Here is a 26,102-nt window from a genome sequence, read left to right on the forward strand (position 1 = left end):
CGCTATTGCGCATTCATCTTTTCTTCAAGACGATCCAAACGTTCCTTCAACAAACGATTTTCTTCTTTAAGTGCATCCACTTCTGCTTGTTGATCTATGTACATTTTATGAAGTTCTTTGACGGCCTCAACCAATGGAGCTACTAAGTTTTGGTAGGCTACCGACAAGATACCTTTATCTGAAACGCGGATCGCTTCTGGGAAAACTTTTTGAACATCCTGAGCGATCAAACCAATTTGCTTGTCTGGATCGCGTTTACGGTCTTTCCAATAGTAAGTCACACCATTTAATTGTTCAATTTTTTCTAAGGAACTTGGAATGCGTTCGATATTTTCTTTTAAACGGATATCTGAATTTTGCGTCAGTGATCCGGCCATGGTTCCGTGACCTGTTGATTGGAACATGACATTCGTACCACCATTTGTGCCAAGTGCGATGGAACCTTCGACGTAGGCATCCCACGCCCATAAACCACCAGCCCAAGCCGGAGGTGAGGTGAGATTTCCGCCTGCTCCATATACTTTCATCCATCTTGAACCGGCTGATTGCTGAATGATTTGGATCATATCAGAGTCAAAAATACGGAACTTAATGTTTTGAATTTCGCCAGTGGTACTGTTGGAGTTGAACGAGATTGCAGATCGTTGGCCATCAGTTCCAGTACCGGTAGCTTGGATGATGCCGTTTGCGGCTCCATCACGGGCCATCTCAATACGGCTGCCAGCAGTGATGTTACCGGTAGCGACTGAGCCTGGCATACTGATGGATCCAGCAGAGTTGATACTTAAGCGACCAACGCCATTTGTTTCTAAAACTACGCTTTGCGCATCATTTGTTCCCAGCGTAAGAGCAGCACCTAAAGTGTTACCACCGTTAGTAGCAAGAGTTGATGAAGAATAAGTTGTACAACCCATTACTCCAGACGCATTAAACGTAATCAATTGTCCCGTCGAACAAGTGAAAGGAATTAATGCAGTTCCGGTTGTATTCGTCACCATCAAGCGATCACCAGTCAGGGAAGAAGCGCCAGTACCGCCGTTAGCAACAGGTAAAGTTCCGGTGACATCCGCAGTTAAGCTGATGGCGCCACCGCTGCTTGCTGAAGTTAAACGGCCTTGGGCATCCACAGTGATGCTAGCGCGAGTATAAGAACCCGCAGTGACCGCCGTGTTAGCAAGGGAAATAGTTCCTGAGCCCGTGATAGGACCGCCACTTAAGCCAGTTCCAGTCGCGACACTTGTCACAGTTCCTGCGTTGGGCGTGATCCATTGTACGCCAGAAGCTTGTGCCGAGTTTGCTGATAGAACTTGTCCGTTCGTACCAACGGCAACGCGTATATCGTTCGTACCATCGTTTACAACGATGTCACCTTTAGTTGTCAGTGGAGATAAGCCATTAAATGCAGCAACCGCAGTGGTCGCACCCGTGCCACCATTTGCTACGGGTAAAGTTCCAGTCACATCCGCAGTTAAGCTGATCGCAGGACCACTGCTAGCCGCGGTCAAACGACCCTGAGCATCTACAGTAATGCTGGCGCGAGTATAAGATCCCGCAGTCACCGCTGTGTTTGCTAATGAAATTGTGCCCGTTGAAGTGATGGTACCACCAGTAAGGCCTGTGCCTGTCGCAACACTCGTCACAGTACCGCCGGCATTATTGTCAGCCGCACACTCCCACCGTGAGTTCGCGTTGATCCATTTCAAAGTTTGACCATCCGTACACGCCACATTATTTGGGCGATAAGTTAAATAATCGCCGGTGTTATTATTGATATCACCCCAGTCTAATGTGACTGCGCCAGTTTTAGTGGCAACAGAAGTCACTGGGAAAGCAATTGCCGCGTTAGATGCTGCGGTTAAACGACCTTGAGCATCGACTGTAAATGTGCCCACTGCAGTAGTTGAGCCATAGGTAGCCGGGGTCACTGCAGTATTGGCTAAAGAAATAGTTCCAGTTGAAGTGACAGGTCCACCAGTCAAGCCAGTGCCAGTCGCAACACTAGTCACAGTTCCAGATGTAGGAGTGATCCATTGTACGCCTGAAGCCTGTGCAGAGTTTGCTGATAACACTTGGCCATTGGTTCCAACTGCCACGCGCACATCATTCGTTCCATCGTTAACAACGATGTCACCTTTGGTAGTTAGTGGAGATAAACCGTTAAATGCAGCAACCGCAGTCGTTGCACCTGTACCGCCATTTGCCACAGGCAAAGTTCCTGTCACATCCGCAGTTAAGCTGATTGCGGGACCGTTACTTGCCGCAGTCAAACGACCTTGAGCATCGACAGTGATACTTGCGCGAGTATAAGAACCAGCAGTGACCGCTGTGTTTGCTAAAGAAATTGTTCCTGAACCCGTGATTGGTCCACCCGATAAGCCCGTGCCAGTAGCAACGCTAGTCACAGTTCCACCAGCGTTGTTATCACTAGCACACTCCCAACGCGAGTTTGCATTGATCCATTTCAAAGTTTGTCCATCGGTACAAGCGACGTTGTTAGGACGGTAAGTTAAGTAATCACCAGTGTTGTTATTAATATCACCCCAATCAAGAGTGACAGCTCCGGTTTTAGTCGCAATCGAAGTCACCGGGAAGGTGATAGCAGTATTAGAAGCCGCAGTTAAACGACCTTGGGCATCCACTGTGAAAGTTGGAACTTGAGTCGCAGAACCATAGGAACCCGCAGTGACCGCTGTATTTGCTAAAGAAATAGTTCCAGTGGAAGTAATAGGACCACCACTTAACCCAGTGCCAGTTGCAACACTTGTTACAGTACCCGAAGTCGGAGTGATCCATTGTAAACCCGAAGCTTGCGCTGAGTTTGCAGAAAGCACCTGACCATTGGTTCCAGCAGGCAAACGGATGTCATTAGTTCCATCGTTGACTGCGATATCACCTTTAGTTGTTAAAGGAGAAAGCGCATTGAAAGCAGCCGTAGCTGACGTTGCTCCAGTACCACCATTTGCGATTGGCAAGGTGCCAGTCACTTCAGATGCTAGATTTACCGATGCGCCGTTGCTTGCTGCTGTTAAACGACCTTGAGCATCGACCGTGATATTTGCACGAGTATAAGAACCCGCAGTGACTGCCGTATTAGCTAAGGAAATAGTTCCAGTAGAAGTGATTGGACCACCGCTTAAACCAGTGCCAGTAGCGACATTCGTGACAGTACCAGTGTTGTTATCATTGGCTGGGGCAAATTTACTGCCATCGTATTTTAAAGTCTGACCCGCAGTAAGACCGGTGGTATCGACAGTGATACCTTTAATTTTATTTACACTCACAGCACCAATAGCACCGCTCGCATCACCAGCTAGGGAAACGTTAATAGGAATACATTGAAAACCAAAAATCGCACTCCAAGACATGGTCTCATGAGCAGCACAACCAGCCGCGGAAACGTAACCGTCAAAAGTCGATTTTAAAAGATAAGTATTTAAAGTGGCATTAAGGCCCGTCACATCAGCCATTCCGATAACAGCACTCAACCATTGTGCGCCATCGAATTTCATATAATGGCCGACTGTTGGCGCCGTTGAAGAAACTACGATGTTTTGAATTTTCGTCACCGATGGATTTGGATAGAGGCCACCAAGGTCACCGCCAGCAGAGCCCGTCGGAGTACGAGCATCAGTGAAGCGCGCGTCGTTACCAGCAGCAACTGTACCTGCGGTCGTACCAACAGAGATGCCAATAGTTGGGATTGTTGCAGTACCACCTTTAGTGATAGGGGCTGTAACGTTTATATCTGAAAGCATTCCAGCTCCGCCGGCATCGTTTTGACAGACGAAGTTTGTGCCGTCGAAAGTTAAGTACTGGCCGACTGCGCACGTTTGCAAAGCCGTTTTTAAAACGAAATCATTCGCCGTTTTATTACCTAATTTTTCAGCTGAACTAGCATATCCCGCGAAAGGAACGGTGCGAATTTCATTGGGAGGATCGATAACTTTCCAGCCGGTGCCATCATGGAATTGAACTTTTAAAACACGGTTGTCGCCAGCAATTGGAGTGTAAGTTGAGCCACCGGAACAGTTCTGAACTTCCGAGTTATTAAAAGCATCAAGCAAGGTGAACACTGGATCTGCAGGGAAAAGCTTAGTGCCGCTACCGATGGGAACATCAAATATCCCTTTAGAATTCTGCATGTTGATACCGTCTTTTTGTTCACGGTAAATGACACAGCTTCCGTTAGGGTTGGTGATTTCAAAAAGAAAACTGACGTTATTGTATTCAAGCGGTTGACCATCCGATTTTACGATTCGACCTTGATAGGTGAAGTTCTTTGGTGCCGCAAATACAAATGCAGGGATTAAAAAAGTAATTAGAATGGACAAGAAAGTTCCGGTTTTCATGAACTTCTTATCGGATCTTTGACAGAAAATACTGAGTTAAATTAATTCGTTAAGGTTTGCTTAATGATTTTGTTTCAAGATGATTCAGTCCCATACTTGGGGCCTCACTTTCCTAACCTAAGGGGAGAGAACTTAGGAAAATGAGGCCCGGTTCAGGAGCCACATTCCATGTGGCAAAGATGTTGGGGTACATCTTCAAAATTTAAATTCCATGGACGATCGAGCATGCTTGCTCACTACTATTATTGTCAGTGCTCTTCCTGAGCTAGGGATCTTCTTGATTCCTCTGACAAGGTTTCGGGCTTTCTTAGCTCGTCCTGCCTTTATCAGATTGCAACCGCAGGGCCAACGCGCTAACACCGTGAAAATCATTTAAAATGGAATACAGTTTTCAAATCCAAGATTTATTCTAAACGCTAAGAGTCTGTGTCCACGATTTTGGACGGGTTCGGCGCACATCAATGCCTAATCTCAAAATGAAACGCCTTTGAAGAAGACGAAACTTGGTTTGCCGCTTGCACTAGGTTGGCGTGGCTATTTTTAACGAACCTAAAAAAGGAGTTTTATGAAGAAGCTAATTTTCGCGATGGTCTGCCTTTTAAACCTGGCACCTAGCCTGGGCAGGGCCTTTCAAATTTCGTGTTATCCCCATCCTTCTATTCCTGACATGGCCTATGAGGTGATCACAATTCCAGGTTACTCAGTGGCTCAGACTTATCTTCAAATTCAACATTTCGAACATGGTGCAACCACTTATGAAAGTCATCCCGTCAAAGTGTTTGGCGAAAGGCACCGTTGTGTTCCTAAAAAGAATGGCGAAGTTGTGTGTGCCGAAAATTTAGTTATTTATAAAGGTGAACAGGTTGAGCTGACTCTTCATGTGAACAGTGTCGCTTCTGATGGGACGTATTTTGGTGAATTTAAATTCTATCGAAATGGAGTGCCTGATCAGGATCGTTTGATTTGTTCGGTGATCAAAGAGACGAAGAAAGAAAAGTTGTATTAATAAAATTAAAAAACCCGGGCTGTGTGACTTATGCCCGGGTTTTTTAATTATCTAATTTTTTTCAAATTACCAGTGAAGAGATGCATTCAAGAAATCGATTTGAATCGCCATATCGATGTCGCCACGTTTTACTAAGCGTAGTTCAGGAGCATACGCGACATTGTTGAACAAAGCGAAGCGTTTACCGGCACCTAAGAAGAAGCCGAATTTGTTTTCGTAGCCATCGCCGTCATCATTAAGTACCGAATACAAGCCGAAACCTGCTTTCGCATAGATTGAATCATCTAGATCGCTATTCAAATTATAAACACCAACACCAAGTGCATCGAATAGAGTTGCACTTTTTTGGGATGCAGATGCTTCTTTAGAAAGACTGCGGAAACGGGCCTCAACACCGTATTGCATATTGTCTTTCCAGTAACGAAGGTAAGTACCACCAACATCAAGAACAGTCGCTGTATCACCATCCTTGTGTTCTTTGAATGAAAGATAGCTTCCACCTGAACGGCTGCCAGTTAAGTTAAAGAAAATTTCGTGTGTGAACGAACCACCGTAAGAATAAGAATTGTTAGAAGTCGTTGTATAACTTCTTTCAGTTTGAGTTTGTTTAGAAACGCGAGTTCCAGGTGCTTTTGTTCTTTTTTGTGCTTGCGCACTTACTGTGAAAGCCAATACCAACGCGGCGATTGTAAATAACTTCATTAAAGACTCCTTGTTGTTTAACGATCAAATAATTGTTTGATCTGCAAAAGGAGTCAATCTGAAATTAAATTCGTTCAAGGCGTGCGTATTTCACGACGAACTTTTTAACGGTGTTATCAGTGAACATTACGCTGACTTTAAAGTTCTCTCCAGTTCCTTCGGTAGCATAAATAGTTCCGGCACCGAAAGTGGGATGACGAACGCGCATTCCTTTGCTGAAAGCGGCTTTGGATGACCCTTCATTTTCGTAATCTGGGAAATCTTGAGCATCATCAAAGCTTGGTTGGCGGGCCTTATTGCGATCAGAACTTAGACTTCCCCAGCGTGGACTTGCGTATGATGACTCATCGGTATCATAAGAGCTAGAGCCATAACGATTGATGAAGCGTGGGCCCTCTGCTGCCGTTTTGAAATCCTTAAGTTCTTGAGGAATTTCTTGAATGAATCTTGACGGCGGATTCATTTGCTCTTGTCCCCATACGCGACGCATTTTTGTGAAGGTCAGCCACAACTTTTTTCGCGCACGAGTCATGCCCACATAGGCAAGACGACGTTCTTCTTCGACATCCTCTTCACCATCGTTATCAAGGCTGCGGCTGCTAGGGAAAAGATTTTCTTCCATGCCGACGACGAACACATAAGGATATTCTAGGCCTTTAGAAATATGCAAAGTCATCAAGGTCACAGAGTTTTGTTCTTGGTTTAAAGTATCCACATCGCTGACTAAAGCCATCTCTTCTAGAAAACTACGGATGGTCGCTTCGTCACCACGCTCTTTTTCAAATTGTGCAATGGCATTATCAAGTTCTTCTAAGTTTTCAATACGAGCTTGAGCTTCTGGTGATTCATCTTTTTTTAAGTTCAACAAGTATTCAGAACGATCTAAAACGATCGCATAATATTGACTGAGCTTAGGGAAACTGACAGCACTTCCTTGAAGTTCTTCCATCAGCTCGATAAAGCGACGGATCTTGCCTGTAGTGCCAGCGTTGAAGATTCTTTCTTCACAGGCCTTGCTTGCAGCTTCAAACATGCTGATATTTCTTTTGCTTGCAAATTCTTCGATCTTTTCAATTGTCGTTTTGCCGATGCCGCGGGCAGGGACGTTGATGATTCGTTTTAAAGCGATATCGTCAGCCGGGTTGATTGCAAGCTTCATGTAGGAAAGAATGTCTTTAATCTCCATGCGCTCATAGAAGCGCACGCCGCCGACAAGTCGGTAAGGGATCGCTAAGGTGCGAAGTTGTTCTTCAAGTACGCGGGATTGGGCATTGGTGCGGTAAAATACGGCGTAGTCATTATACGTGCCTTCGCCTTCATTCATCATCGTCTGAATATTTTTTGCGACGAAGCGAGCTTCATCGTATTCATTTTTTTCTTCACGCACTTGGATCTTGTCGCCCGCATCGTTGGAAGTGAAAAGAGTTTTATCTTTTCTTTCGGTGTTGTTTTTAATAACGGCGGTCGCGGCATTCACGATGTTTGCAGTTGAGCGATAATTTTCCTCTAGCTTGATAATTTTTGCTTCAGGAAAATCCTTTTCAAAATCCAGGATGTTTTTAATATCCGCACCACGCCAGCTATAGATGGACTGATCTTCATCACCCACCACGCACAAATTGCGGTGGGCTTTCGCTAACATCTGCACTAAAAGATACTGAATGTGATTGGTGTCTTGATACTCATCCACCATGATGTATTTGAATTTTTCCTGATACATTTTTAAAAGATCAGGGTACATGCGGAAAAGTTCATAGGTCTTCATCAACAGATCGTCGAAATCAAGACTGTTGGCTTTACGCATTTCTGATTCGTAGGCTTTGTAAACCTCAACAGTTTTTTGATCCATCAAGCGTTTGGATGATTTTTCTAAACCTTCCGGAGTCAGACCCAACATCTTCGCCTGACTGATGCGGCTTTGAAAGTTTTTAGCTGGATACATTTTGTCGTTGATATCCAAAGCCGTCATAACTTTTTTAATTTGGCTTAACGTATCTGAAGAATCATAAATACCAAAGAACGGTTTATAATCTAACATCGTGATGTGCTGACGAAGAATACGCACACAGAAACTATGGAAAGTATTTATCCAAAGCTGGGAATGGATGCGAGCGCCCATATCTGCAAGAATCTTATAACAGCGATGCTCCATCTCTTTGGCGGCTTTGTTGGTAAAGGTCACACATAGGATCTCGTCAGCTGAGGCAACACCTTGGCCAATGATGTGGGCCATTCTGTGGGTAAGTACACGGGTTTTGCCTGATCCTGCGCCGGCAAGGATAAGAACGGGGCCATCTAAGGTTACTACCGCATCTTTTTGTGGTGGGTTTAGATCTTTAGTAACAAAATCAAGTACATCCATGTTTACATCCTTACCTTCAGATCTGTCGGGGACTCAATAGAAGTGTCGAACCTTTAGTGAGACTGACAAAGTTTGTCTATCCCTAAGTTTTTATTGAGTTTTTCCTAACTTTACACTACAAATATAACGCGTTAAGTCAATAAGCGAGAGGGACCCTCCGTTTTATAGTGCGAAGAGAGGACTTTGTGAAGCGCGTTTATACCTGGTTCATAGCAGCAATTTTGTGTGGCGGTTTATTGTCCGCCTGCGCGCCGCAATCCGATTCGTCTTCGCCATCAGGTTCAATTAAGGTGTTGGCTCCGTTAAACAATTCTAAGGGTGGTTATTCCTTAGGAATTATGGAGCTTTTAGGGATTAATGACCTGCAAAGTCTGGCAGGTAAGTTTGCACGCTTCTTTTTTAGTCCAAAGGTTGTTGATCAAAAACTTTATGGAGTCGCACCGAAATCAAGGTTTATCCGAAATGTAAATGGCGATTATATTCCAGCAAATGAAATGACCCAACAGTTAGTTACTATCTATGGTCATATTCAAAATCTAGCATTACTTGATAAAGAGTTAGGACTGGCCGGATTGCTTACTTATCCTCGTGATGTCGGTGTTGCCGTCAAAGTGAAAGGTAAAAACCGAAATAACAATGCATTTTACGATGGCAAAACGGATTCCATGCTTTTTGTTCCGTTCACAAATCAAGGTCTGCCGATTGCGGTAAACGGCGGAATTCTAGCCCACGAACATTTTCATTCCTTGTTTTATAAACTTGTCTTGAATACGCCCTCTGCCCAAGTCCATGATCGTGCAGATTTCCTTGATAAAACATTTATTGAAGAACGTGCGATGAGTGATCGCATTGGGATGCCAGCAGATTCTGATGTAAGTGAGCTTTCTGAAACTCAAGCTCATCTGTATTATCATATGGCGCTTCTTCGCGGTATGAATGAAGGTTTAGCTGATTTCTGGGGATGGATGTATACCGGGGATACAGATTTTATTTCCCATTCGCTGCCAAGTGAAAAATCAAGTCGCAGTCTAAAAAGTTATCAGAAGGCCGATAAACTGGCTTTGCCTACGGAAGCACAAATTAAAAACTTTATTTCTGTGCTTCATGCCCGCGGCGGCAACCGTCATATGTCAGATCTTATTACGGGCGGTTCCTATTCTATCGGTACAAGCTTTGCGCGTACGATGAAAAGCTTTACTGATGTGTATGCCAAATCTAGAAAGCTAGAAGACCGCCAGGCTCGCAGACAGGTGGCTAAACTTGTGATCAAAGTTTTGCCGCAAATGAAAAAAGATTTTGAACAGCTGGGTGATTTAAAATTTTATTCTCCGCTTCAGTTTTTGAAAACCCTGCAGGCTTCTGTTTCGGATATGTCTGAAGCTGAGTGCGGATTTCTGTCGACTTTAATGAGCAATTCTGCAAGCGACCGTAAAGAGACTTACATTTGCAAAAATGAAGAAGGTTGGAAGATTCAATCCGAGGAAAAAAAAGTTGAGCAAAATAAAGATGATGCAGTTACGGAATCCCGGGAAGAAACAGGTATTCCCGCTATTTTTAGTGAAGTCCAAAAATGAAATTAATAATCTTTCTTTTTATTATTTTTGGCGGTGTGTTTTCCGGTGCGCAGACGGTAAAGAAAAAAACCGCGGTAACACCGAAAAATTCCTTCGTGTTTTTTCTGCTGAATCCAGAGTTGCGCTATGAGCGCAGTGGATCCCAAGAAATTGAAGATCGTAAACCTCAGAATTATTCTATTGCTTATTATTTTCAGCAATACAGCGTGTTGTTAGAATATGCTTCCTTTAAAGAAGAATCGGGAAATGCGACTTCATCGCTTCGCCGAATGCATACGGATGCGCTTTTGTTTGCACGATATCATTTCTTTAAACATTCTTCGCCACAGATGATTTCAACTCTTTATGCTGCGGGTGGTGTTGGAGCCTTCAAAGAAGAAGTGACTTCGACTTTATTCACAGAAAGGCGTACAGATAGTTCCGATGCGAAGTTCATGTCAGCTTTAGCGGTCGGCACAGAATTTCTTTTACCTATCAATAAGTCCGTCGGGTTGGTTGCAGGCGCAGAAGGAAGAGCCCTGATGGGAGATGGTTTTGATCCCAATCCTATCTGGAGTCTTCTAGCAAGGATTGGAATCGAATTTAATTTCTAGACACTGGCCTTGTGTCATCAAAGTACATAATTTCAATTCGGATGATGCCTTTTAGAATCGGTGTCATGACAACATTAAAATACACATTAATTTTTATCGTTGGCTTTTGTTCACTTGTTCATGCGCGCACTTGGGAAAAGATCGATATACCCCAGGCCGTGTGTGGTAACGGCGCACAGTACAGTGTCTTTTTAGATCGGAAGAATTCAGACAAACTGTTGATTGAATTCATGGGTGGGGGCGCGTGTTGGAGTGAATCGACTTGTTACGGGAATACTCCACTGACTTCTTTAAATCCTTTGAAGGAACCCGTAACCAGTGTCATAGCAAAAGAATCTGCAACGAACCCCTGGTCGGATCATTCTGTTTTATACCTTCCGTATTGTACAGGCGACGTTCATTCAGGTAATCATGTGGCCTATTACAAGCCGCAGCTTGCGCTTCATCATAATGGCTACAGAAATATCCTTTTAACTTTTGAACATCTGCATCGAAATCAGGTCATTCAGTTCGCAAAAATTTTTAAGGTCACGGTTTATGGATCTTCAGCAGGCGCGCTGGGGGCTTTTGTCCATGGCAAATCTACGATTGAGCCCTATTTAAATCCCTTAGCAAAGAAGTTGCTTATTGCTGACAGTCCCGGTCTTCATTTCGGTAATACTTTTTGGGATAAATTTTCAGCTAGGTTAAATCAAGATTATAAAGATGGATTTAATAGGGCCGGTTTAAATTATCCTTCGGATGAAGGTTTGTTAGCCCCTTATATGGGACCGGTGTTTTTAAAACTTTTCGCCTGGGAAATAGGGATTTTACAAGGAACAAAGGATCTTGTGATGTCGATGGTGTTTGGCGATATTTCCCCAGATGCCCATAGATCTTTAGTGCTTGGGCCGAAGGGTATTCAAGCTGCAGCGAAACTGCATGCAAATGTTGAAACGTGGATTTCAGAAAGCGTGACCCATACTTTTTTATTACGAGGCGTCAGTCACAATCAGAAAGATCTTAAAGGTGAATCTGCGTGGTCATTTGCCAATCGTCTTTATGGCGCACAATAAAAAAACCCAACCTTGTGGGTTGGGCTTTTTAGGAATTGAAAATAGAGGATTATAAATTACTCAGTGATTTTTTGAACGATAGCAGAACCAACTTTTGTTTTGCTTAAAAGTTCAGTGCGGTAAGTTTGCGCTTCTTTTTGTGTAGCAAACTGACCTACGCTTACACGGAACCAAGTTTTACCGTTGATATTTGCTGGTACATAAAATGCGCTGTAGCCTTGAGTTTTAAGGCCTGAAGCCATTTTTTGTGCTTCTGCTTCATCAGCATAAGAAGCAACTTGCACGGTGAATTTACCTACAGCGTATTGCGCCACATCTTTAGGTAAAGCTGTTGGGACGCGAGGTTGAGTCTTCGATGTTGGAGCTGAGTGAGAAGAAGGATTTTTACCTTCAACCATGTTTTTAGCAGCCGTTGAAGGTTCCGCGTGAGGAGCTGTGTGCGTTGTAGGAGCTTCGTGAACAGTCGCTGCTGGCTTATGAGCATCCGCTGTTTTAGCAGCAGGTGCATGACCCGGAGTTGGAGAATGCTCAGTGCCGTGGGCTGGTTCTTCTCCATGTGCTGTTTCGCCGTGTGCTTCGCCGTGGCCAGCGTCAGCTGTCGCAGGAACAGTTTCATCAGCTACAAACTCTTCAGCAAGTTTTGCGATTTCTTCATCGGTCATTGCGCCCGTGCGCTCTTCACCATGAACAGAAGCGACTTCACGCTCAGTGCCATGAGTATTTTTTTGCGGTTCAAGAGCTGCAAGCTGATGTTGATTGTCACTATACTTTTTGCCTACAAAGGTACCTACAGAAAAAGAAAGCAAAGAGATAAAGAAAACTATCGCTAGTTTTACGACGGCATCAGTTTTAGAACTCATTTTTTCAATCCTCATAGTATTAAACTCGCGTGAATGCTTAGTTTAGGGCCCTTCCTTTGACCCCTAGTTCATGTTAGCTTTAAGTCCCGGAATTGGTCAATGATCAGAGCCCTAGCCCAAAGGAGTGTTCGTGGGAAATAGCGAAAAATCATACGATTGGAAGCAAGTCTTAGGTCAAGCTATCAAGGCTGTCAGTTTGGGACGGCAAGTCCTTCTTAATTATTTCGGTAACTTAGAGCACATTGAAGAAAAGTTCCAAGCAGGACTGGTCAGTGAAGCTGATAAAGAATCTGAAAGAGTCATCGCAGAGCATCTTAAGAAAAATTTTCCTGAGATTGAATTCCTCGGCGAGGAAACCTTTGCTGCGACGAATTCTCCCGGGGCCAAGGTCGAGTGGAAGCCTGCGGGTCCCCACGGGCGTTGGATTCTAGATCCCCTTGATGGAACTACGAACTATATTCATCGGTTCCCCATTTTCTGCATCAGCCTTGCGCTGGAATACCAAGGACAAATTCAAATCGCGGTGATAGATGTGCCGATGTTAAACGAAACCTACACGGCTATTCGCGGACAAGGTGCTTTCGTTAATGGGCGTCCGTTGAAGGTCAGCAAAAATTCAAATCTTGAAAAAGCGTTGTTAGCTACAGGATTTGTGTCAGAGCATGAACACGTGATCGCTGAACAGTTGAAAATTTTCGATGAAATGGTGCGCGAATGCCGTGGCGTTCGTCGTCCTGGCGCTGCTGCCTACGATCTTGCGCAAGTGGCTCGTGGGGTGTTTGACGGCTATTGGGAAAGAAATATTCAACCCTGGGATGCAGGTGCCGGAATCTTGTTAGTGGAAGAAGCCGGTGGAGTTGTCGAAACCTATCGCGGAGAAAAATACGATCCTTATAAAAATTCGATCGTGGCGGGAAATGCGGACCTTGTGCACAGCATGCAAAAGGTCCTCGTAAAGCATTTAAGTAAGGAAACTCAATAAGCCATTCGCAAAATGCAGGCGGCTTATTGATTCAAACTTTGCTGAATTTGCTGAGCTTTTGAAAGATGCTCTTGCACGTGGGACTTGGTTGTCTCTAGGAAAGCTTTAAACTCTGGGTTTTGAACCGCAGGAATAAATTTTTCGTTAAGATCACGTAAAACCATTTCATGCATTGCGATTTGGTTTTCAATGTAAGCTTTATCGAAGTCCGCACCCTTTTTCTTTTTAAGATCAGCTAATTTATCTTTAGCATCTTTTTTCAAAGATTTTGCAGTGTCGTTATTTTTCATATCGATGTCCGCTTTCTTTGTGATCTTTTTTGCCTCTTTGTTGTTTTCTTTGTGTTGCTCTTCCATGTGTTTAGCGAAATCTTTTACTTCTTTATTTTCAGCTCTGCGTTTTGCAGCCTGAGCCATGTCGATCTCTGCATCGTTCGCTGTTTTTAAGATTTCAGCGACTTCTTCTTGTGTCAGGTTCGTCGTTGTTTGCGTAGCCGACGGAGCCTGCATGCTGCCCCCACCTTGACCACTTTGTGCATGGGCAAACGATACAGAAAGAGATGCTATAACTGGAATTACCAATAACTTAAAGTTCATTATAATCCTCCAAAAAGAGTGGTTTGTTTTTGGCAGCCTCGCCCATTTATACAGTTTTGAGCAAGTTTCTGATTTAATTTCAGCGAACATACATAGTAGTTTTAAACTACAAAGTTTTTATAATCTGTAAGGCCGCTTTCTTTCCTTGTTCAATGGCACCATGAACTGTTCCCTGTGCAGAACCTTTTGCTGTGGCTTCTCCGCAAACCCAGATTCTTTTTTCAAATGGCAAAGAAAAGTTGTGGGGAGTTTTCTTATGCTGAACTCGGGTATAAGAATACGCGCCGAGAGTGTAGGGATCCGCGCTCCAATTGTGGTTGTGAGATTCAAGCACTTGGTCTTTTATAAATTGCACATTCTTGGCGGTCACTTCCGCCAATGTCGTTAAAGCAGCGGTTATTTTTCTATCCGCACTCCATCTCGACATTTCAAAAGCCTTCGGTCCGCCTTGCCAAGCTACAAGATAATTTGTGCGCACAGGATTTTGAGTCCACCAAGTGGGGAAGTAGTATTCTGGATCCGCTCTTAAGAACGCAGGGGCGGCTTCAGTCAAAGTTTCCCAAAAGCGGGTTTTAAACTTAAAAACCATTTTTTGGACATGGCCCATTTCAAAAACATTCAGTTGCGTTTTTATTTCAGGGATATCAGGAATGATTTCAATTTTTGATTTAGGATGTTCACCTACAAGCACACCTAGGGGAACCGTAACAACGACATAGCTGGCAGTTAAAACCTTTTTCCTGCCGCTTGCTAAGCATTCAACTTGGACTGCGGAGTTGGACCAGTGAATGGTTTTTGCCACGTGTTTGAACTTAATGCGCTTCTTCTGTTTTTCGGTAAGCAAGTGCGAAAGCACTTTTACATAGGGAACCGCCGGACGAAAGGTGTCTAGCTTATTAAGTTTTGAATCTTCAGTTTTTTCAGCCAGCGCCAAATAGCGTTCGCCCATTAGATCCGTGTCAGCACCATAAAAACCTTCGACATAAGCTTTGAACTGATTGACGGATTTCGCTGGAAATTTGTGGTGATGCAGAAAATCCGTGACGCTTTGATCGGGCTCGCGATCTTTTTTTAAGCGCTTAGAGATGATTTCAATATCTTTCCAAGGGTCCTTTTTCTCGGTCAGTTTTCCAGCTTGATATGTAGCACTGTTGTCATTGGAATCTATAAACGGCAAAGCATGTTTTTCGAAGTGTTCAATAAATTCCGGCGTAGCACCGTGAATAAACTCAGCGCCATATTCAAAATGATTGTCGGAATAAACTCTTCCGCCTATGCGGTCCCGAGCTTCTAAAAGTAAGACTGTTTTACCTTGCTCAAGAAGGTTTGCAGCACAGGAAAGGCCTGCCGCTCCTGCACCAATGATAATAACGTCTATGGACTTCTTCTTTGGCATGGCTTAAGGATAAGCGCGGCCACCAAGGGGCTCAATCAACAGTGGCGTAAAACAAAAAGAGGATCTTTAATGATCCTCTTTTTGTTTTGCCCTCGATTGGATTGATATTTTATCTAATGAGAAAGTTTGTCTTTCGCTTTATCAATTCCTCTGTTGAGCTTGTCGGAAAGTGTATCGCCAGAGTCTTCAAATCGTCCCATAACATCATCTACTTGACGTTTTGCTTCGTCTTTAGATAGTCCGACTTTTTGTTGTACTAGACCTTGCAGAGCTTCCGTATTACCTTTAGTTCTTTGGATCTCATCGTCGGTGAGTTCACCCCATTTTTTACGGAGCTCACCGGAAATCTCTTTGATTTTTCCTTCGAAGATATCTTTATTCATAAAGACCTCCTGTTGCTTTCAATTATAACACTCACGTTATTTTTTGATACTGGACAGTCAAATCTTCCCGCCAAAACTTTGACTACTGTCAGAGAAAAATTGCACCGGAAACATTTTCCCCCCAGGCAAAATTTGCCTGAGATCAAATATGTTGGACCGCAGTCTGTCCGTCTAGACCACAGTCCTGTTGGCATTCCAGTTGCTTACCTTTTCGTAAGGACCACCTTGTGGGTCATCATCATGGAGGATGAATGGCTGAAGAAAAAGCAGCAGCAGCAGAAGTTAGTGCCGGAGCCGGTGGCGGTTCTGGACAAAAGCCTATCCTATTAATTGCTTTAGCTGTGATTAATATGCTCGTCGTCGCTGGCGTTGGATTTATGCTTTACAAAGGACGCCAAAAAGAAGCGGCTGAACCAAAAATCGAACACGTTATTAAAGGTGAAGCTCAGGCGCAAGCGCATGAAGCTACTGAACAAAAGGAAGTTATCGGTAAGGTGATTCCACTTGAAACCTTTATCGTGAATCTTGCTGGATCTAAAGGACGTAAAGTTGCCAAAGTGAATATGGAGCTTGAAGTTCAAGGTGAACACGTTTTAGAAGAAATCGAAAAACGTAAAGCGCAAATACGCGATATCATCATTATCATTCTGTCTTCAAAGTCCTTTGAAGACGTTTCATCGCGTGAAGGTAAAGACAATCTAAGAAATGAAATCAAGGACACCATCAACTCTTTCCTAGTTCAAGGAAAGATCTCTAACGTGTTCTTCACTGAGTTTATCTATAACTAAGGCAGGACTATGAATCAGGTTCTATCGCAAAGTGAAGTAGATGCTCTGTTAGCCGCCGTCTCTGATGGCGACGTCGCCTCGTCGGATTCGCCGAAGGCCGAAACAGCGCAGAACTTGGGTAAGGTCGATGAGCGTAAGATTGTTTCCTACGATCTTACCAGCCAAGACCGTATTATCCGTGGTCGTCTACCACAGCTTGAAGTTATTTACGAAAAGTTCATGAGAGCTTTCCGCGTTTCTCTATCTTCAGCACTTCGTAAAATCGCTTCGATCACTTTAACGTCCACAGAATTTTTAAAATTCGGTGAGTTTATCAATACATTGCCAATGCCAACATGCATGAGCGTTCTGCGTTTTGGTAACTTGCGTGGTTCGGCCCTTTTCGTTATCGAAAGTAAGCTTGCTTACGCATTAGTAGATAGCTTCTTTGGTGGCGCGGATCGTCCTTATACAAAAATTGACGGTAAAGATTTTACTCCGATTGAACTTTCCATCGTGCAAAAAGTCGTGGGTCTTGCGATCAACGATCTAGAGCAAGCGTGGGCTTCGATTGAAAAAATCGGTTGTTCTTTTGTTCGTACCGAAGTGAATCCACAATTCGTAGGTATCGTGCCTCCGACAGACGTGGTTATCGCTTCTACATTTGACGTGGAATTGGAAAACGCGACAGGAACTATTTCCATCGTTATTCCTTACGCGACTATCGAGCCGATTAAACAAAAACTTTCCACTGGTTTCCAAGTAGAGTCAGACCAAACAGATAAAAAACTTTGGACTTCGATCATCCATGAACAGCTTTTAGAAACTGACATGGAAATCAAAGTGAATCTTGGTGAAACAGAGATCAAACTTAAAGACATGATGAATCTTAAAGTGGGCGACGTGCTTCCTTTAGATCAGGATGCTTCTGGTGAGTTTGATGTGACAGTTGAAGGCGTTAAAAAATTTAAAGGTTATTACGGAATACATCACGGCACAGTGGCAGTTCAAGTAACTCGTCCGGTGCAGAAGTAAGAGCAGGGGGAATAGATGACAGACGATTCTTTAGATAATTTGGCTGAACAGCTGGTGGCGGAAGCAACCGGCATGGCAGAAGGCGGCGGCGGCGGAGCTAAAAAATCTGCAGCAGCAGACCTTAGCGGCAGCCAAGATAGAAATTTAAATTTAATTTTGGATATTCCATTAAAAGTTTCCGTTGAACTGGGTCGTACTAAAATGCCAGTCAGCGAACTTTTAAACTTAACGCAAGGAAGTGTTATTGAGCTTAACAAACTTGCGGGTGAGCCCATGGAAGTTTACGTGAATGACAAATTGATCGCCCGCGGTGAAGCGGTTGTGGTCAATGAAAAATTCGGTGTTCGTTTAACTGATATTATTTCTCCGGCTGAGCGCGTAGAGCAGCTTAAGTAAGAGGTATTAGATGCGTTTGTTGCTTTCTTTCATTTTTATGGTTTCGGTTTCAGCGCAAGCTGGTGAAGCAGTTGTTGAAAAAACAGCGGCGGCAGCAGTGGTTGCGGAAAACACAACATCAGCAGCAGTTTCGGAAGAAGCCGCTACTGCTGTTGAAACAAATAAAATCGACAACCGTCATGAGTCAGAGATTCCTTTGAATCTTGATAAAAATAAGAAAGCAGCTTCAGAAGGCAGTGGCCTTTTCCGCATTCTATTTACACTTTCGATTTTAGGTTTGGTGGGTACGGGTGCTTACTTCTTCCTGCGTAAGTACTCTGTTCCAAAAGCTAAAAAGCACCAAACTCAAATCAAAGTTTTGCAACAGCACTATTTGGGTCCTAAGAAAAGCTTGGCAATTGTAAGAGTTGCCGGTGAGTCGATCCTGATTGGTATCACTGATCACAATATTTCCATGATCAAGCCTTTGTCTTTGATGGACGATGAAGTTCCAGAAGAAGCTCCACAAAATTTCGGTAAAGTTCTTGGTGGTATGTCGCCAAAAGCAAGCTTCACGAATGACGATGAGACGGAAGAGGCTGCTCCAGTAGCAAAACGTGCTTCCCGTGACCTTGATAGCGATGAAGAATTCGCGATCAGCGGTATTAAAGATATCGTTTCTAAAAGACTTAAGGGAATGAGGTCTTTCCAGTGATTAAAATGAATTGGTCCCGCTGGAGTTTATTACTTATTCCTTTTTTCTTGTTGGTAGCCTCTAGCGCATTTGCGCAAGTGACTTTGCCAACTGTAAATCTTGGTTTTAAAACGACAGACAATCCAAATGAAGTGGTGAACGCGGTTAAATTGATTCTGATCATGACAGTGCTAACTTTGGCACCGGCGATCTTGATCATGATGACTGGTTTTACTCGCATCATCATCGTTCTATCCTTCTTAAGACAAGCGATGGGTGTGCAACAAATGCCGCCAAATCAATTGCTAGTGGGCTTGTCTTTATTCCTGACTTTCTTTGTGATGCAACCGGTATTTAACGAAGTAAATACGAAAGGTATTCAGCCTTATCTTGCGGGAACGATCTCTCAAGAAGTGGCGATTGATAATACTTTGGCTCCGCTTCGTAAATTCATGTTTCATCAGACCCGTGATTCTGACTTAGCTTTGTTTATTAAATTATCAAAAGTTGAAAAGCCAAAAACCCGTGCGGATGTTCCGACGATGGTTTTAGTTCCTGCCTTCGTGGTTTCAGAACTTAAGACGGCTTTCCAAATTGGTTTCATCATTTTCCTTCCGTTCCTGGTCATCGATATCGTGGCAGCCAGTGTGCTTATGGCCATGGGTATGATGATGCTTCCGCCAGTTGTGATTTCATTACCTTTCAAGATCATGTTGTTCGTTTTGGTTGATGGTTGGGGATTATTAATTGGTTCGATGGTTAAAAGTTTCGGTTAGAGGGGAAAAATGACTGAAGAATTAGTGATTAAACTTGGACAAGATGCCCTAAGAACAACTGCGATGCTGGCGGCTCCGTTACTTATTAGCACCCTGGTTGTGGGTTTGGCTGTCAGTATTTTTCAAGCTTTGACTCAAATCAATGAGGCGACTTTAACTTTCATTCCAAAAATGATCGTCGTTGCCTTGGTGATCGTGTTAGCTGGTCCGTGGATGATGGACGTGATGAGCGCTTACACTGTGAATCTTTTCGATAACATCGCTGTGATGGTAAGGGAATAGCTTGATCAACTGGAACACGATGACCGAAGCACAAATTTTGCTTTTTGCGCTGATTCTTCTGCGCATGATTGCTTATGTGTTTTCGTCAGCGGTGTTTGGTTCGCCGACAGTGAATACTCCGGTGAAAGTTTTACTATCCATCGTTCTTAGCATTCTTTTGTTCCCTTTAGTAAAAGTCGGCAACGTCGACTATGCCCTTATTTCAAATGAAATCATCGGCTTAGCTATCCGCGAGATGATCATCGGATTATCCCTGGGATTTTTAACCCGTCTGTTCTTCTTTGTCGTCACAATGACAGGGGACCTAGTATCCATGTCTGTGGGATTGAGCGCTTCGCAATTATACAATCCAATGCTCGGTTCCCATGGTAATACCATCGATCAATTCTATTCGACTGTGGGAACCTTGGTGTTCCTTGCGATTAATGGCCATCACATGCTTATCAGTGCAATTGCACAGAGCTATGACATCGTTCCGGTGGCTTCTTTGAGTTTAAATTTAACTGCTTTTGCAGACGTCGCATTGTATGGGCAAACAGCCATGATAATGGCGATCAAGATGTGCGCTCCGGTCTTGGTGACTATACTTTTGGTTAATTTAGCGATGGGTATTTTAGGTCGTGCAGTACCACAGATAAATGTCTTGGTAACAAGCATGCCCGTAACGATCCTATTGGGTATGACAGTGGTTTTCCTGTGCCTTCCTCTACTAGTCCTTGAGATGAACGGGCTAGTGGAAATCACGGCTGGAAAACTATTCGATGTGATGAAACAATTATAAAGAGTACCCCGAAGGATTCGGGATCTTTGAAAAGCTTTTTAGTTCTAGGAAGGAACTTTAGGTGTCAGACGAGAGCGGCGAAAAAACCGAACAGGCAACGGACGCGAGACGGGAAGAGTTTCGCAAGCAGGGTAACGTTGCCCATACAAAGGAACTTGCGTCAGCAGTAGTTTTACTTGCTGCTGCGGGTGGTTTGTATGCAACGGGCCGTTTCTTTTTCCAAAATCTTTACGAAGTATTCCACTATGCATTCGGACCAGACATGGTTCACTTAGTTCGTGAAGGCAAATTCACTGATGCCTTTTATTTCTGCGGTTCCAAAGCTTTAATTCTAATGGCTCCAGTTCTTGGCATGGCCGGAATCATCGGGGCTGCTTCTTCGATTTTGCAAATCGGTTTCCTGCAAGTGGAAGACGCTCTTTCCCCGAAGTTTGATAAGTTAAATCCAGTGGAAGGCGCGAAACGTATCATGAGCATGCGTGCCGTAATGGAAGCAGTGAAGTCCATTCTGAAAATGGCTGCTGTGGGCGTGGTGCTGTACTTCTTGTTGCGCGGTGAAGTGTCGCAAGTTCCATACATGGTTACTTTCTCTGTAGAACAAATCCTAATGTACCTGGGCACCGTGGTTGTAAAACTATTGGGCGGTGTAGGAACAGTTATGTTGGTCATCGCTGTCGCTGATTATTTTTATCAGCGCTGGGATCTTGAAAAAAAAATGATGATGACGAAACAAGAAATCAAAGAAGAACACAAGCAGCGTGAGGGTGATCCTATGATCAAATCACGCATTCGTCGTATCCAAAGGGAAATGGCTTCTAAGCGTATGATGTCAGAAGTTCCTAAGGCTGACGTTATCATCACGAACCCAACCCACATTGCTGTGTGCTTAAAATACTCTGATAATTTACCGGCTCCGCAATTGATCGCTATGGGTGCTGATCACGTAGCGGAAAAAATCAAGGAACTGGCCCGTGAACACAATATTCCAATTGTGGAAAACAAGCCGTTAGCCCGCACTATTTTTAAAACAATGAAAATTGGACAAGTTATTCCTCGGGAGCTTTTTGTCGCTGTGGCTGAAGTGCTTTCGTATGTTTACCGTTTACGTAGGAAGAAAAGATAATGGATCAAGTATTTCAATTCTTAAAAAGATTCGAAAAGTATACGAAGAATACGGATCTTTTTATTGCCTTTGGTATGCTGGCAATTCTGGCGGTGATGATCATTCCATTGCCACCGCTTTTACTTGATATCAGCTTAACTTTTTCTTTAGCCATCAGTATCTTAATCCTCCTAGTAAGTCTTTATACACAAAGAGCTTTGGATTTCACATCCTTCCCGTCGTTGCTGTTAATGACGACCTTATTCCGTCTGTCACTGAATGTGGCAACGACTCGTTTGATCCTGACCCACGGTCATGAAGGTGAAAAAGCAGCCGGTGATGTTATTGCGTCTTTCGCGAACTTCGTTGTCGGCGGAAACTACGTCATCGGTTTCATCATGTTTATGATCCTTATCGTGATCAACTTCATCGTTATCACCAAAGGTTCGGGTCGTGTGGCCGAGGTTGCTGCCCGCTTCACCTTGGATGCTATGCCAGGTAAGCAAATGTCGATTGATGCGGAGTTAAACTCTGGTCACATCACAGAAGCTGAAGCTCGTAAACGCCGCAGACAAATTGAACAAGAAGCCGACTTTTACGGCGCGATGGACGGTGCCTCGAAGTTCGTACGTGGTGATGCCATTGCCGGTATCATCATCACGATCATCAATATCTTGGGTGGTCTTGCGATTGGCGTCATGCAAAAGGGCCTGGATATCAGTACAGCTGCGAAGTATTACACGATGTTGACCATCGGTGACGGTCTACTTGCACAGATTCCAGCTCTTATCATTTCAACCGCAGCCGGTGCCATCGTAACCCGTACTTCTAATTCTGATAAAGACATGGGTGAAGAGGTTACAAGCCAACTTTTAGTAAACCCACGTGCCGTTATGATTTCTGGTGGCGTGTTGGTTCTTTTGGGCTTGGTTCCAGGTCTTCCAACAATTCCATTCTTATTCATGGGTGGTTTGCTTGCGGGTCTTTCATGGGTTCTTAGAAAATACAGAGCTGAAATGGCCGCTGAAGAACGCAAAGCAAGTGAAGCATCACTTAATGCGCCGAAAAAAGAAAACATCGAAACCATGCTTCCATTGGATATGGTTGAGTTGGAAGTTGGTTACGGCCTTATCAATATCGTTGAATCAGATCAAAGCGGTGACTTGTTAGAACGTATCGTCAGTATCCGTAAGCAATTTGCTTTGGATTTGGGTATCGTTGTTCCAAGTATTCATATCCGTGACAACTTGCAGTTGGCTCCGGGCGAATACCGTTTATTGATCAAAGGTAACCGCGTTGGTGGTGGTCTGCTTCGTCCAGAATCCTTGCTTGCCATGGATCCAGGTAACGTTGCTGAACGCATCGAAGGTATTCCGACAAAAGAACCTGCGTTTGGTTTGGATGCTCTATGGATTTCGCCTGGTCGTAAAGAAGATGCAGAGATCGCTGGTTACACAGTGGTTGATCTTCCAACAGTTATGGCGACTCATCTTACAGAGATCATTCGTACCCATGCCCATGAATTGTTGGGTCGTCAGGAAGCTTCAACTCTTATTGAGAACTTCAAAAAATCACATCCAAAAGTGGTTGAAGAGCTTATCCCAGATCTATTGCCATTGGGATCTGTGGTTCGCGTATTGCAAAGCTTGTTAAAAGAGCAAGTTTCAATCCGTAATCTATTAACGATTTTTGAAACATTGGCAGATGAAGCTCCAAGAAATAAAGATATCGAAGTTCTTACTGAACAAGTTCGTCGTGGTTTAGCTCGTGGTATCACGGCGAAGTACACTACGGATCAAGGAAACATCCCAGTGATGACTCTTCATCCGATCATCGAAGAGCTTATCGCAAACTCCCTATTGCAAACAGAGCAAGGGGTTCAACTAGTGATGGATCCAAACAGTGCCCATCGTTTGATTAACGAAATCGCGCGCACTGTGGAAAACCATCCTGAAGTTGCTAGTCAGCCGATTTTGCTGACCAGCCCAACTTCGCGCCGCCATATATATAAATTAACGTCTCGATTTATTCCGCAGTTAGTTGTGCTTTCGCATAACGAACTTACTTCAGACGCCGATGTTCAGTCAGTAGCACTTGTGGAGATGAGCCATGCAGGTTAAGAAATTTGAAGCTCGAACAATGAAAGAAGCTCTTGAAATGGTTAAGACCCAATTGGGTCCTGACGCCATCATTCTATCAGCTCGTGACAACAACAAAAGTTACGGGCTTGTAGGCGAGGGTAGCGTTGAAATCACTGCGGCAGTTTCTGAAGAAACTTTGCAGAAAAAGAAATTTGCGGAAAGCAAACTTCGTGAACAGGATCGCGCCAGATTCCAACAAAGTTCAGCACGCCAGCAAAAAGAGCTGATCCACAAAATGGTGGAAAAGCATGTGCAAAAATCTCAAGGCCCTGCACCCATCACTCAACGTCGCTACATCGATATCGAAGACGAAGCTGAATTCAATCGTCAACAAACTGTTTCTGATGAAAGAGTTCGTAATGCTGCTCAACGTGCATTGCATGCTTTCCAAGAGCAGGAAGAAATCTTTGCAGCTAAAGGCAACTACTCTAAAAAAGCTGTAGCGCAAGCTCCACAAGCTCAGGCTCCTGCGGTCAGAGCAGTGCAAGCGGTTAAACCTGCGGCTCCAGTCGCTGCAACTGAATCTCCAGAGATTTTGGCTCTTAAAAATGAAATCGCAAGTTTGAAGCAAGTCATCACTCAGTTCCAGCAAATGCCTCAAAACTTTGTTGGCACTCATCCGGGCGCTGATTATGGCATCAATTACGATTTAAGTTTTGTATACGATAAATTGACTTCGGCGGGTATGGCTCAAGAAATTGCAGCTGAAATCCTAACGAAAGCTCAAGACACTTTGCCTGCGCTGAAACTTAAAAATAAATCTTTGGTTGAAGCATGGGTGGCTCGTCACGTGCTTGATACTACGAAAGTGGTTTCGCACCCAACGCAAGGTAAAATCCACTGTTTCGTGGGACCTGCGGGCAGCGGTAAAACTTCTGCATTAATTAAAATGGCAAGTCAGATGGTGGTACGTGAAGGTAAGAAAATTGCCTTACTGACCACAGACACTTTCAAAGTCGGCGCTGCTGACCAAATGAAAATCTACGCGCAAATTTTGAATGTTCCATTCTCTGTGATCCGTTCACAGAACGATTGGACAAACTTGATGCGTTACCTTGCAAATGTTGACTGCGTATTAGTCGACTACACTGGCTTAAGTCTTAAAAATAACGATGAAGTGAACATGCTAAAAAGCTTGCTTCCACCTCAGGCGTTGAATCCAAATATTCATATGGTTCTTTCTACCAATGCCAAAGACAGCGATGCGACTGAACTAGGTCGTCGTTATGCTGCTTTGGGATATAAAGACGTGATCTTTACATCCTTAGATGAATCAACTCAGCACGGAACGATTTATAACTTTATGAAGCGTTTTGATGTGCCATTGCATTCATTCGGTATTGGTTCAAGAGTTCCAGAAGATTTCGAATTCGCGACAAAAGAACGTCTTCTAGACCTTATTTTTAAAATCACAAAATTCAAACAACAGGATTCTGAGGCTGTATGAGAAGCATGAATTCTTTCCACCTGAACCGCACAAGAACAATTAGCATCACCTCTGGTAAAGGGGGCGTTGGTAAAACCACACTAGTGGCGAATTTGGCGTTAACTTTGGCGCAAAAGGGTAAAAAGGTCTTAATCCTTGATGGCGATTTAGGCATGGCCAACGTCGATATTATGTTTGGTGTAAAAACCCAAGGAAACATTCACGATATTATCTCTGGCCGTAAAGAAATGAAGGACATCCTAGTTGAAGTTTCTAAGGATGTTTTCTTAATTCCTGGTGGCAGCGGAGTTGTTGATTTCAATAACATGAATCACTTCGAGCGCAGAGCCATGGTGGAAGCGGTGAGCGCTTTGCCTCACGGTTTTGATTATCTTCTTGTTGATACTGCTCCTGGTATCGCTGAAAATGTTTTGTTCTTAAATTCTGCGGCTCAGTCGGTATCTGTAGTGATCACTCCAGACCCTGCGAGCTTCGCTGATGCTTATGCGCTTATTAAAGTTCTAAATAAGAACTACAAGGTGAATCACTTCTCTATCATCTGCAATCAAGTGCGTGATGAAAACGAGGGATTGGGCCTGTACCAACGCTTTAACGATGTCGTGAATAAGTTTCTGTACATTGGTCTGGACTACTGGGGTTCAGTTCCCAACGACGTTGTTTTAAGAAAAGCAACACAAATGCAACGTCTCATCGTGAGACACGATGCGGGTGCAGAATCAACTAAGGCAATTCGTCAAATTTCTAATCACATCGAGAAATCTTCCAAACAAATCGAGAGCACCGGTGGCATGCAAATGTTCTGGGATCAGGTCGTTGGATTTGCTTAATCATTGAAATTAGAATT

Annotated in this window: 23 protein-coding genes; 16 read left to right on the forward strand and 7 right to left on the reverse strand. The window is 43.8% G+C overall.

Features of this window, described 5'->3' with window-relative positions; genetic code table 11:
- Window positions 1–2: 2 nt before the first annotated feature.
- The gene (locus MNR06_RS14540) at window positions 3–4,349 is read right to left on the reverse strand and encodes a tail fiber domain-containing protein (protein ID WP_243537111.1); all 4,347 of its coding nucleotides are present in this window, start codon (window positions 4,347–4,349) and stop codon (window positions 3–5) included.
- A 565-nt stretch (window positions 4,350–4,914) separates the two neighbouring features.
- Here MNR06_RS14540 and MNR06_RS14545 point away from each other — a divergent pair.
- A complete protein-coding gene (locus tag MNR06_RS14545; RefSeq protein WP_243537112.1) occupies window positions 4,915–5,355 on the forward strand; it encodes a hypothetical protein in 441 nt (146 codons plus the stop codon).
- A gap of 66 nt (window positions 5,356–5,421) precedes the next feature.
- On the opposite strand, the gene MNR06_RS14550 is transcribed toward MNR06_RS14545, so the two are convergent.
- Window positions 5,422–6,057, reverse strand: a complete 636-nt coding sequence (locus MNR06_RS14550; protein ID WP_243537113.1) for a hypothetical protein — start codon at window positions 6,055–6,057, stop codon at window positions 5,422–5,424.
- A 64-nt stretch (window positions 6,058–6,121) separates the two neighbouring features.
- On the reverse strand, window positions 6,122–8,419 hold the full coding sequence (locus MNR06_RS14555) for an ATP-dependent helicase (RefSeq protein ID WP_243537114.1): 2,298 nt from the start codon (window positions 8,417–8,419) through the stop codon (window positions 6,122–6,124).
- 185 nt (window positions 8,420–8,604) lie between these two features.
- On the opposite strand from MNR06_RS14555, the gene MNR06_RS14560 reads away from it, so the two are divergent.
- The 3 genes from MNR06_RS14560 (at window position 8,605) to MNR06_RS14570 (ending at window position 11,641) form a co-directional block, all read left to right on the forward strand.
- Window positions 8,605–9,993, forward strand: coding sequence for a hypothetical protein (locus tag MNR06_RS14560; RefSeq protein ID WP_243537115.1), 1,389 nt, complete (start codon window positions 8,605–8,607; stop codon window positions 9,991–9,993).
- Complete coding sequence (locus MNR06_RS14565) at window positions 9,990–10,586, forward strand: hypothetical protein (RefSeq protein WP_243537116.1); 597 nt, start codon at window positions 9,990–9,992, stop codon at window positions 10,584–10,586. Before MNR06_RS14560 ends, MNR06_RS14565 begins: the two co-directional genes overlap by 4 nt.
- Window positions 10,587–10,651: 65 nt before the next feature.
- A complete protein-coding gene (locus MNR06_RS14570) occupies window positions 10,652–11,641 on the forward strand; it encodes a pectinacetylesterase family protein (RefSeq protein WP_243537118.1) in 990 nt (329 codons plus the stop codon).
- A 56-nt stretch (window positions 11,642–11,697) separates the two neighbouring features.
- Here MNR06_RS14570 and MNR06_RS14575 read toward each other — a convergent pair whose 3' ends face one another.
- Window positions 11,698–12,501, reverse strand: coding sequence for an SPOR domain-containing protein (locus MNR06_RS14575; RefSeq protein WP_243537120.1), 804 nt, complete (start codon window positions 12,499–12,501; stop codon window positions 11,698–11,700).
- 130 nt (window positions 12,502–12,631) lie between these two features.
- Here MNR06_RS14575 and MNR06_RS14580 point away from each other — a divergent pair, with 130 nt between their 5' ends.
- Entirely contained in the window at window positions 12,632–13,483 is an 852-nt protein-coding gene (locus MNR06_RS14580; RefSeq protein ID WP_243537121.1) for an inositol monophosphatase family protein, read from the forward strand.
- A gap of 23 nt (window positions 13,484–13,506) precedes the next feature.
- Here MNR06_RS14580 and MNR06_RS14585 read toward each other — a convergent pair whose 3' ends face one another.
- From MNR06_RS14585 to MNR06_RS14595, 3 genes are all read right to left on the reverse strand, one after another.
- Window positions 13,507–14,079 carry a DUF4142 domain-containing protein gene (locus MNR06_RS14585; protein WP_243537122.1) on the reverse strand — a complete coding sequence of 191 codons (573 nt, stop codon included), beginning with the start codon at window positions 14,077–14,079 and terminating at the stop codon, window positions 13,507–13,509.
- 106 nt (window positions 14,080–14,185) lie between these two features.
- Complete coding sequence (locus MNR06_RS14590) at window positions 14,186–15,475, reverse strand: flavin monoamine oxidase family protein (protein WP_243537123.1); 1,290 nt, start codon at window positions 15,473–15,475, stop codon at window positions 14,186–14,188.
- Between the two features lie 113 nt (window positions 15,476–15,588).
- The gene (locus MNR06_RS14595) at window positions 15,589–15,858 is read right to left on the reverse strand and encodes a CsbD family protein (RefSeq protein ID WP_243537124.1); all 270 of its coding nucleotides are present in this window, start codon (window positions 15,856–15,858) and stop codon (window positions 15,589–15,591) included.
- Between the two features lie 251 nt (window positions 15,859–16,109).
- On the opposite strand from MNR06_RS14595, the gene MNR06_RS14600 reads away from it, so the two are divergent.
- The 11 genes from MNR06_RS14600 (at window position 16,110) to MNR06_RS14650 (ending at window position 26,085) form a co-directional block, all read left to right on the forward strand.
- Entirely contained in the window at window positions 16,110–16,646 is a 537-nt protein-coding gene (locus tag MNR06_RS14600; RefSeq protein WP_243537125.1) for a flagellar basal body-associated FliL family protein, read from the forward strand.
- 9 nt (window positions 16,647–16,655) lie between these two features.
- Window positions 16,656–17,660 carry a flagellar motor switch protein FliM gene (gene fliM / locus MNR06_RS14605; RefSeq protein WP_243537126.1) on the forward strand — a complete coding sequence of 335 codons (1,005 nt, stop codon included), beginning with the start codon at window positions 16,656–16,658 and terminating at the stop codon, window positions 17,658–17,660.
- A 15-nt stretch (window positions 17,661–17,675) separates the two neighbouring features.
- Window positions 17,676–18,056, forward strand: a complete 381-nt coding sequence (gene fliN / locus MNR06_RS14610; protein ID WP_243537127.1) for a flagellar motor switch protein FliN — start codon at window positions 17,676–17,678, stop codon at window positions 18,054–18,056.
- A gap of 10 nt (window positions 18,057–18,066) precedes the next feature.
- Window positions 18,067–18,750 carry a FliO/MopB family protein gene (locus MNR06_RS14615; protein WP_243537128.1) on the forward strand — a complete coding sequence of 228 codons (684 nt, stop codon included), beginning with the start codon at window positions 18,067–18,069 and terminating at the stop codon, window positions 18,748–18,750.
- A gap of 5 nt (window positions 18,751–18,755) precedes the next feature.
- The gene (gene fliP, locus MNR06_RS14620) at window positions 18,756–19,505 is read left to right on the forward strand and encodes a flagellar type III secretion system pore protein FliP (RefSeq protein ID WP_243540791.1); all 750 of its coding nucleotides are present in this window, start codon (window positions 18,756–18,758) and stop codon (window positions 19,503–19,505) included.
- Window positions 19,506–19,514: 9 nt separating this feature from the next.
- Window positions 19,515–19,787, forward strand: coding sequence for a flagellar biosynthesis protein FliQ (gene fliQ / locus MNR06_RS14625; RefSeq protein WP_243537129.1), 273 nt, complete (start codon window positions 19,515–19,517; stop codon window positions 19,785–19,787).
- Between the two features lies 1 nt (window position 19,788).
- Entirely contained in the window at window positions 19,789–20,568 is a 780-nt protein-coding gene (locus MNR06_RS14630) for a flagellar biosynthetic protein FliR (protein WP_243537130.1), read from the forward strand.
- Window positions 20,569–20,629: 61 nt separating this feature from the next.
- Complete coding sequence (flhB, locus tag MNR06_RS14635) at window positions 20,630–21,691, forward strand: flagellar biosynthesis protein FlhB (RefSeq protein WP_243537131.1); 1,062 nt, start codon at window positions 20,630–20,632, stop codon at window positions 21,689–21,691.
- Window positions 21,691–23,790 (forward strand): flagellar biosynthesis protein FlhA, encoded by a 2,100-nt coding sequence (flhA, locus tag MNR06_RS14640; RefSeq protein WP_243537132.1) that lies wholly within the window; start codon window positions 21,691–21,693, stop codon window positions 23,788–23,790. Before flhB ends, flhA begins: the two co-directional genes overlap by 1 nt.
- Window positions 23,780–25,258, forward strand: coding sequence for a flagellar biosynthesis protein FlhF (locus MNR06_RS14645; RefSeq protein WP_243537133.1), 1,479 nt, complete (start codon window positions 23,780–23,782; stop codon window positions 25,256–25,258). Before flhA ends, MNR06_RS14645 begins: the two co-directional genes overlap by 11 nt.
- Window positions 25,255–26,085, forward strand: coding sequence for a MinD/ParA family protein (locus tag MNR06_RS14650; RefSeq protein WP_243537135.1), 831 nt, complete (start codon window positions 25,255–25,257; stop codon window positions 26,083–26,085). Before MNR06_RS14645 ends, MNR06_RS14650 begins: the two co-directional genes overlap by 4 nt.
- Window positions 26,086–26,102: the final 17 nt, after the last annotated feature.

The organism is Bdellovibrio reynosensis (genome assembly GCF_022814725.1).
In the GTDB taxonomy this organism is placed as follows: domain Bacteria; phylum Bdellovibrionota; class Bdellovibrionia; order Bdellovibrionales; family Bdellovibrionaceae; genus Bdellovibrio; species Bdellovibrio reynosensis.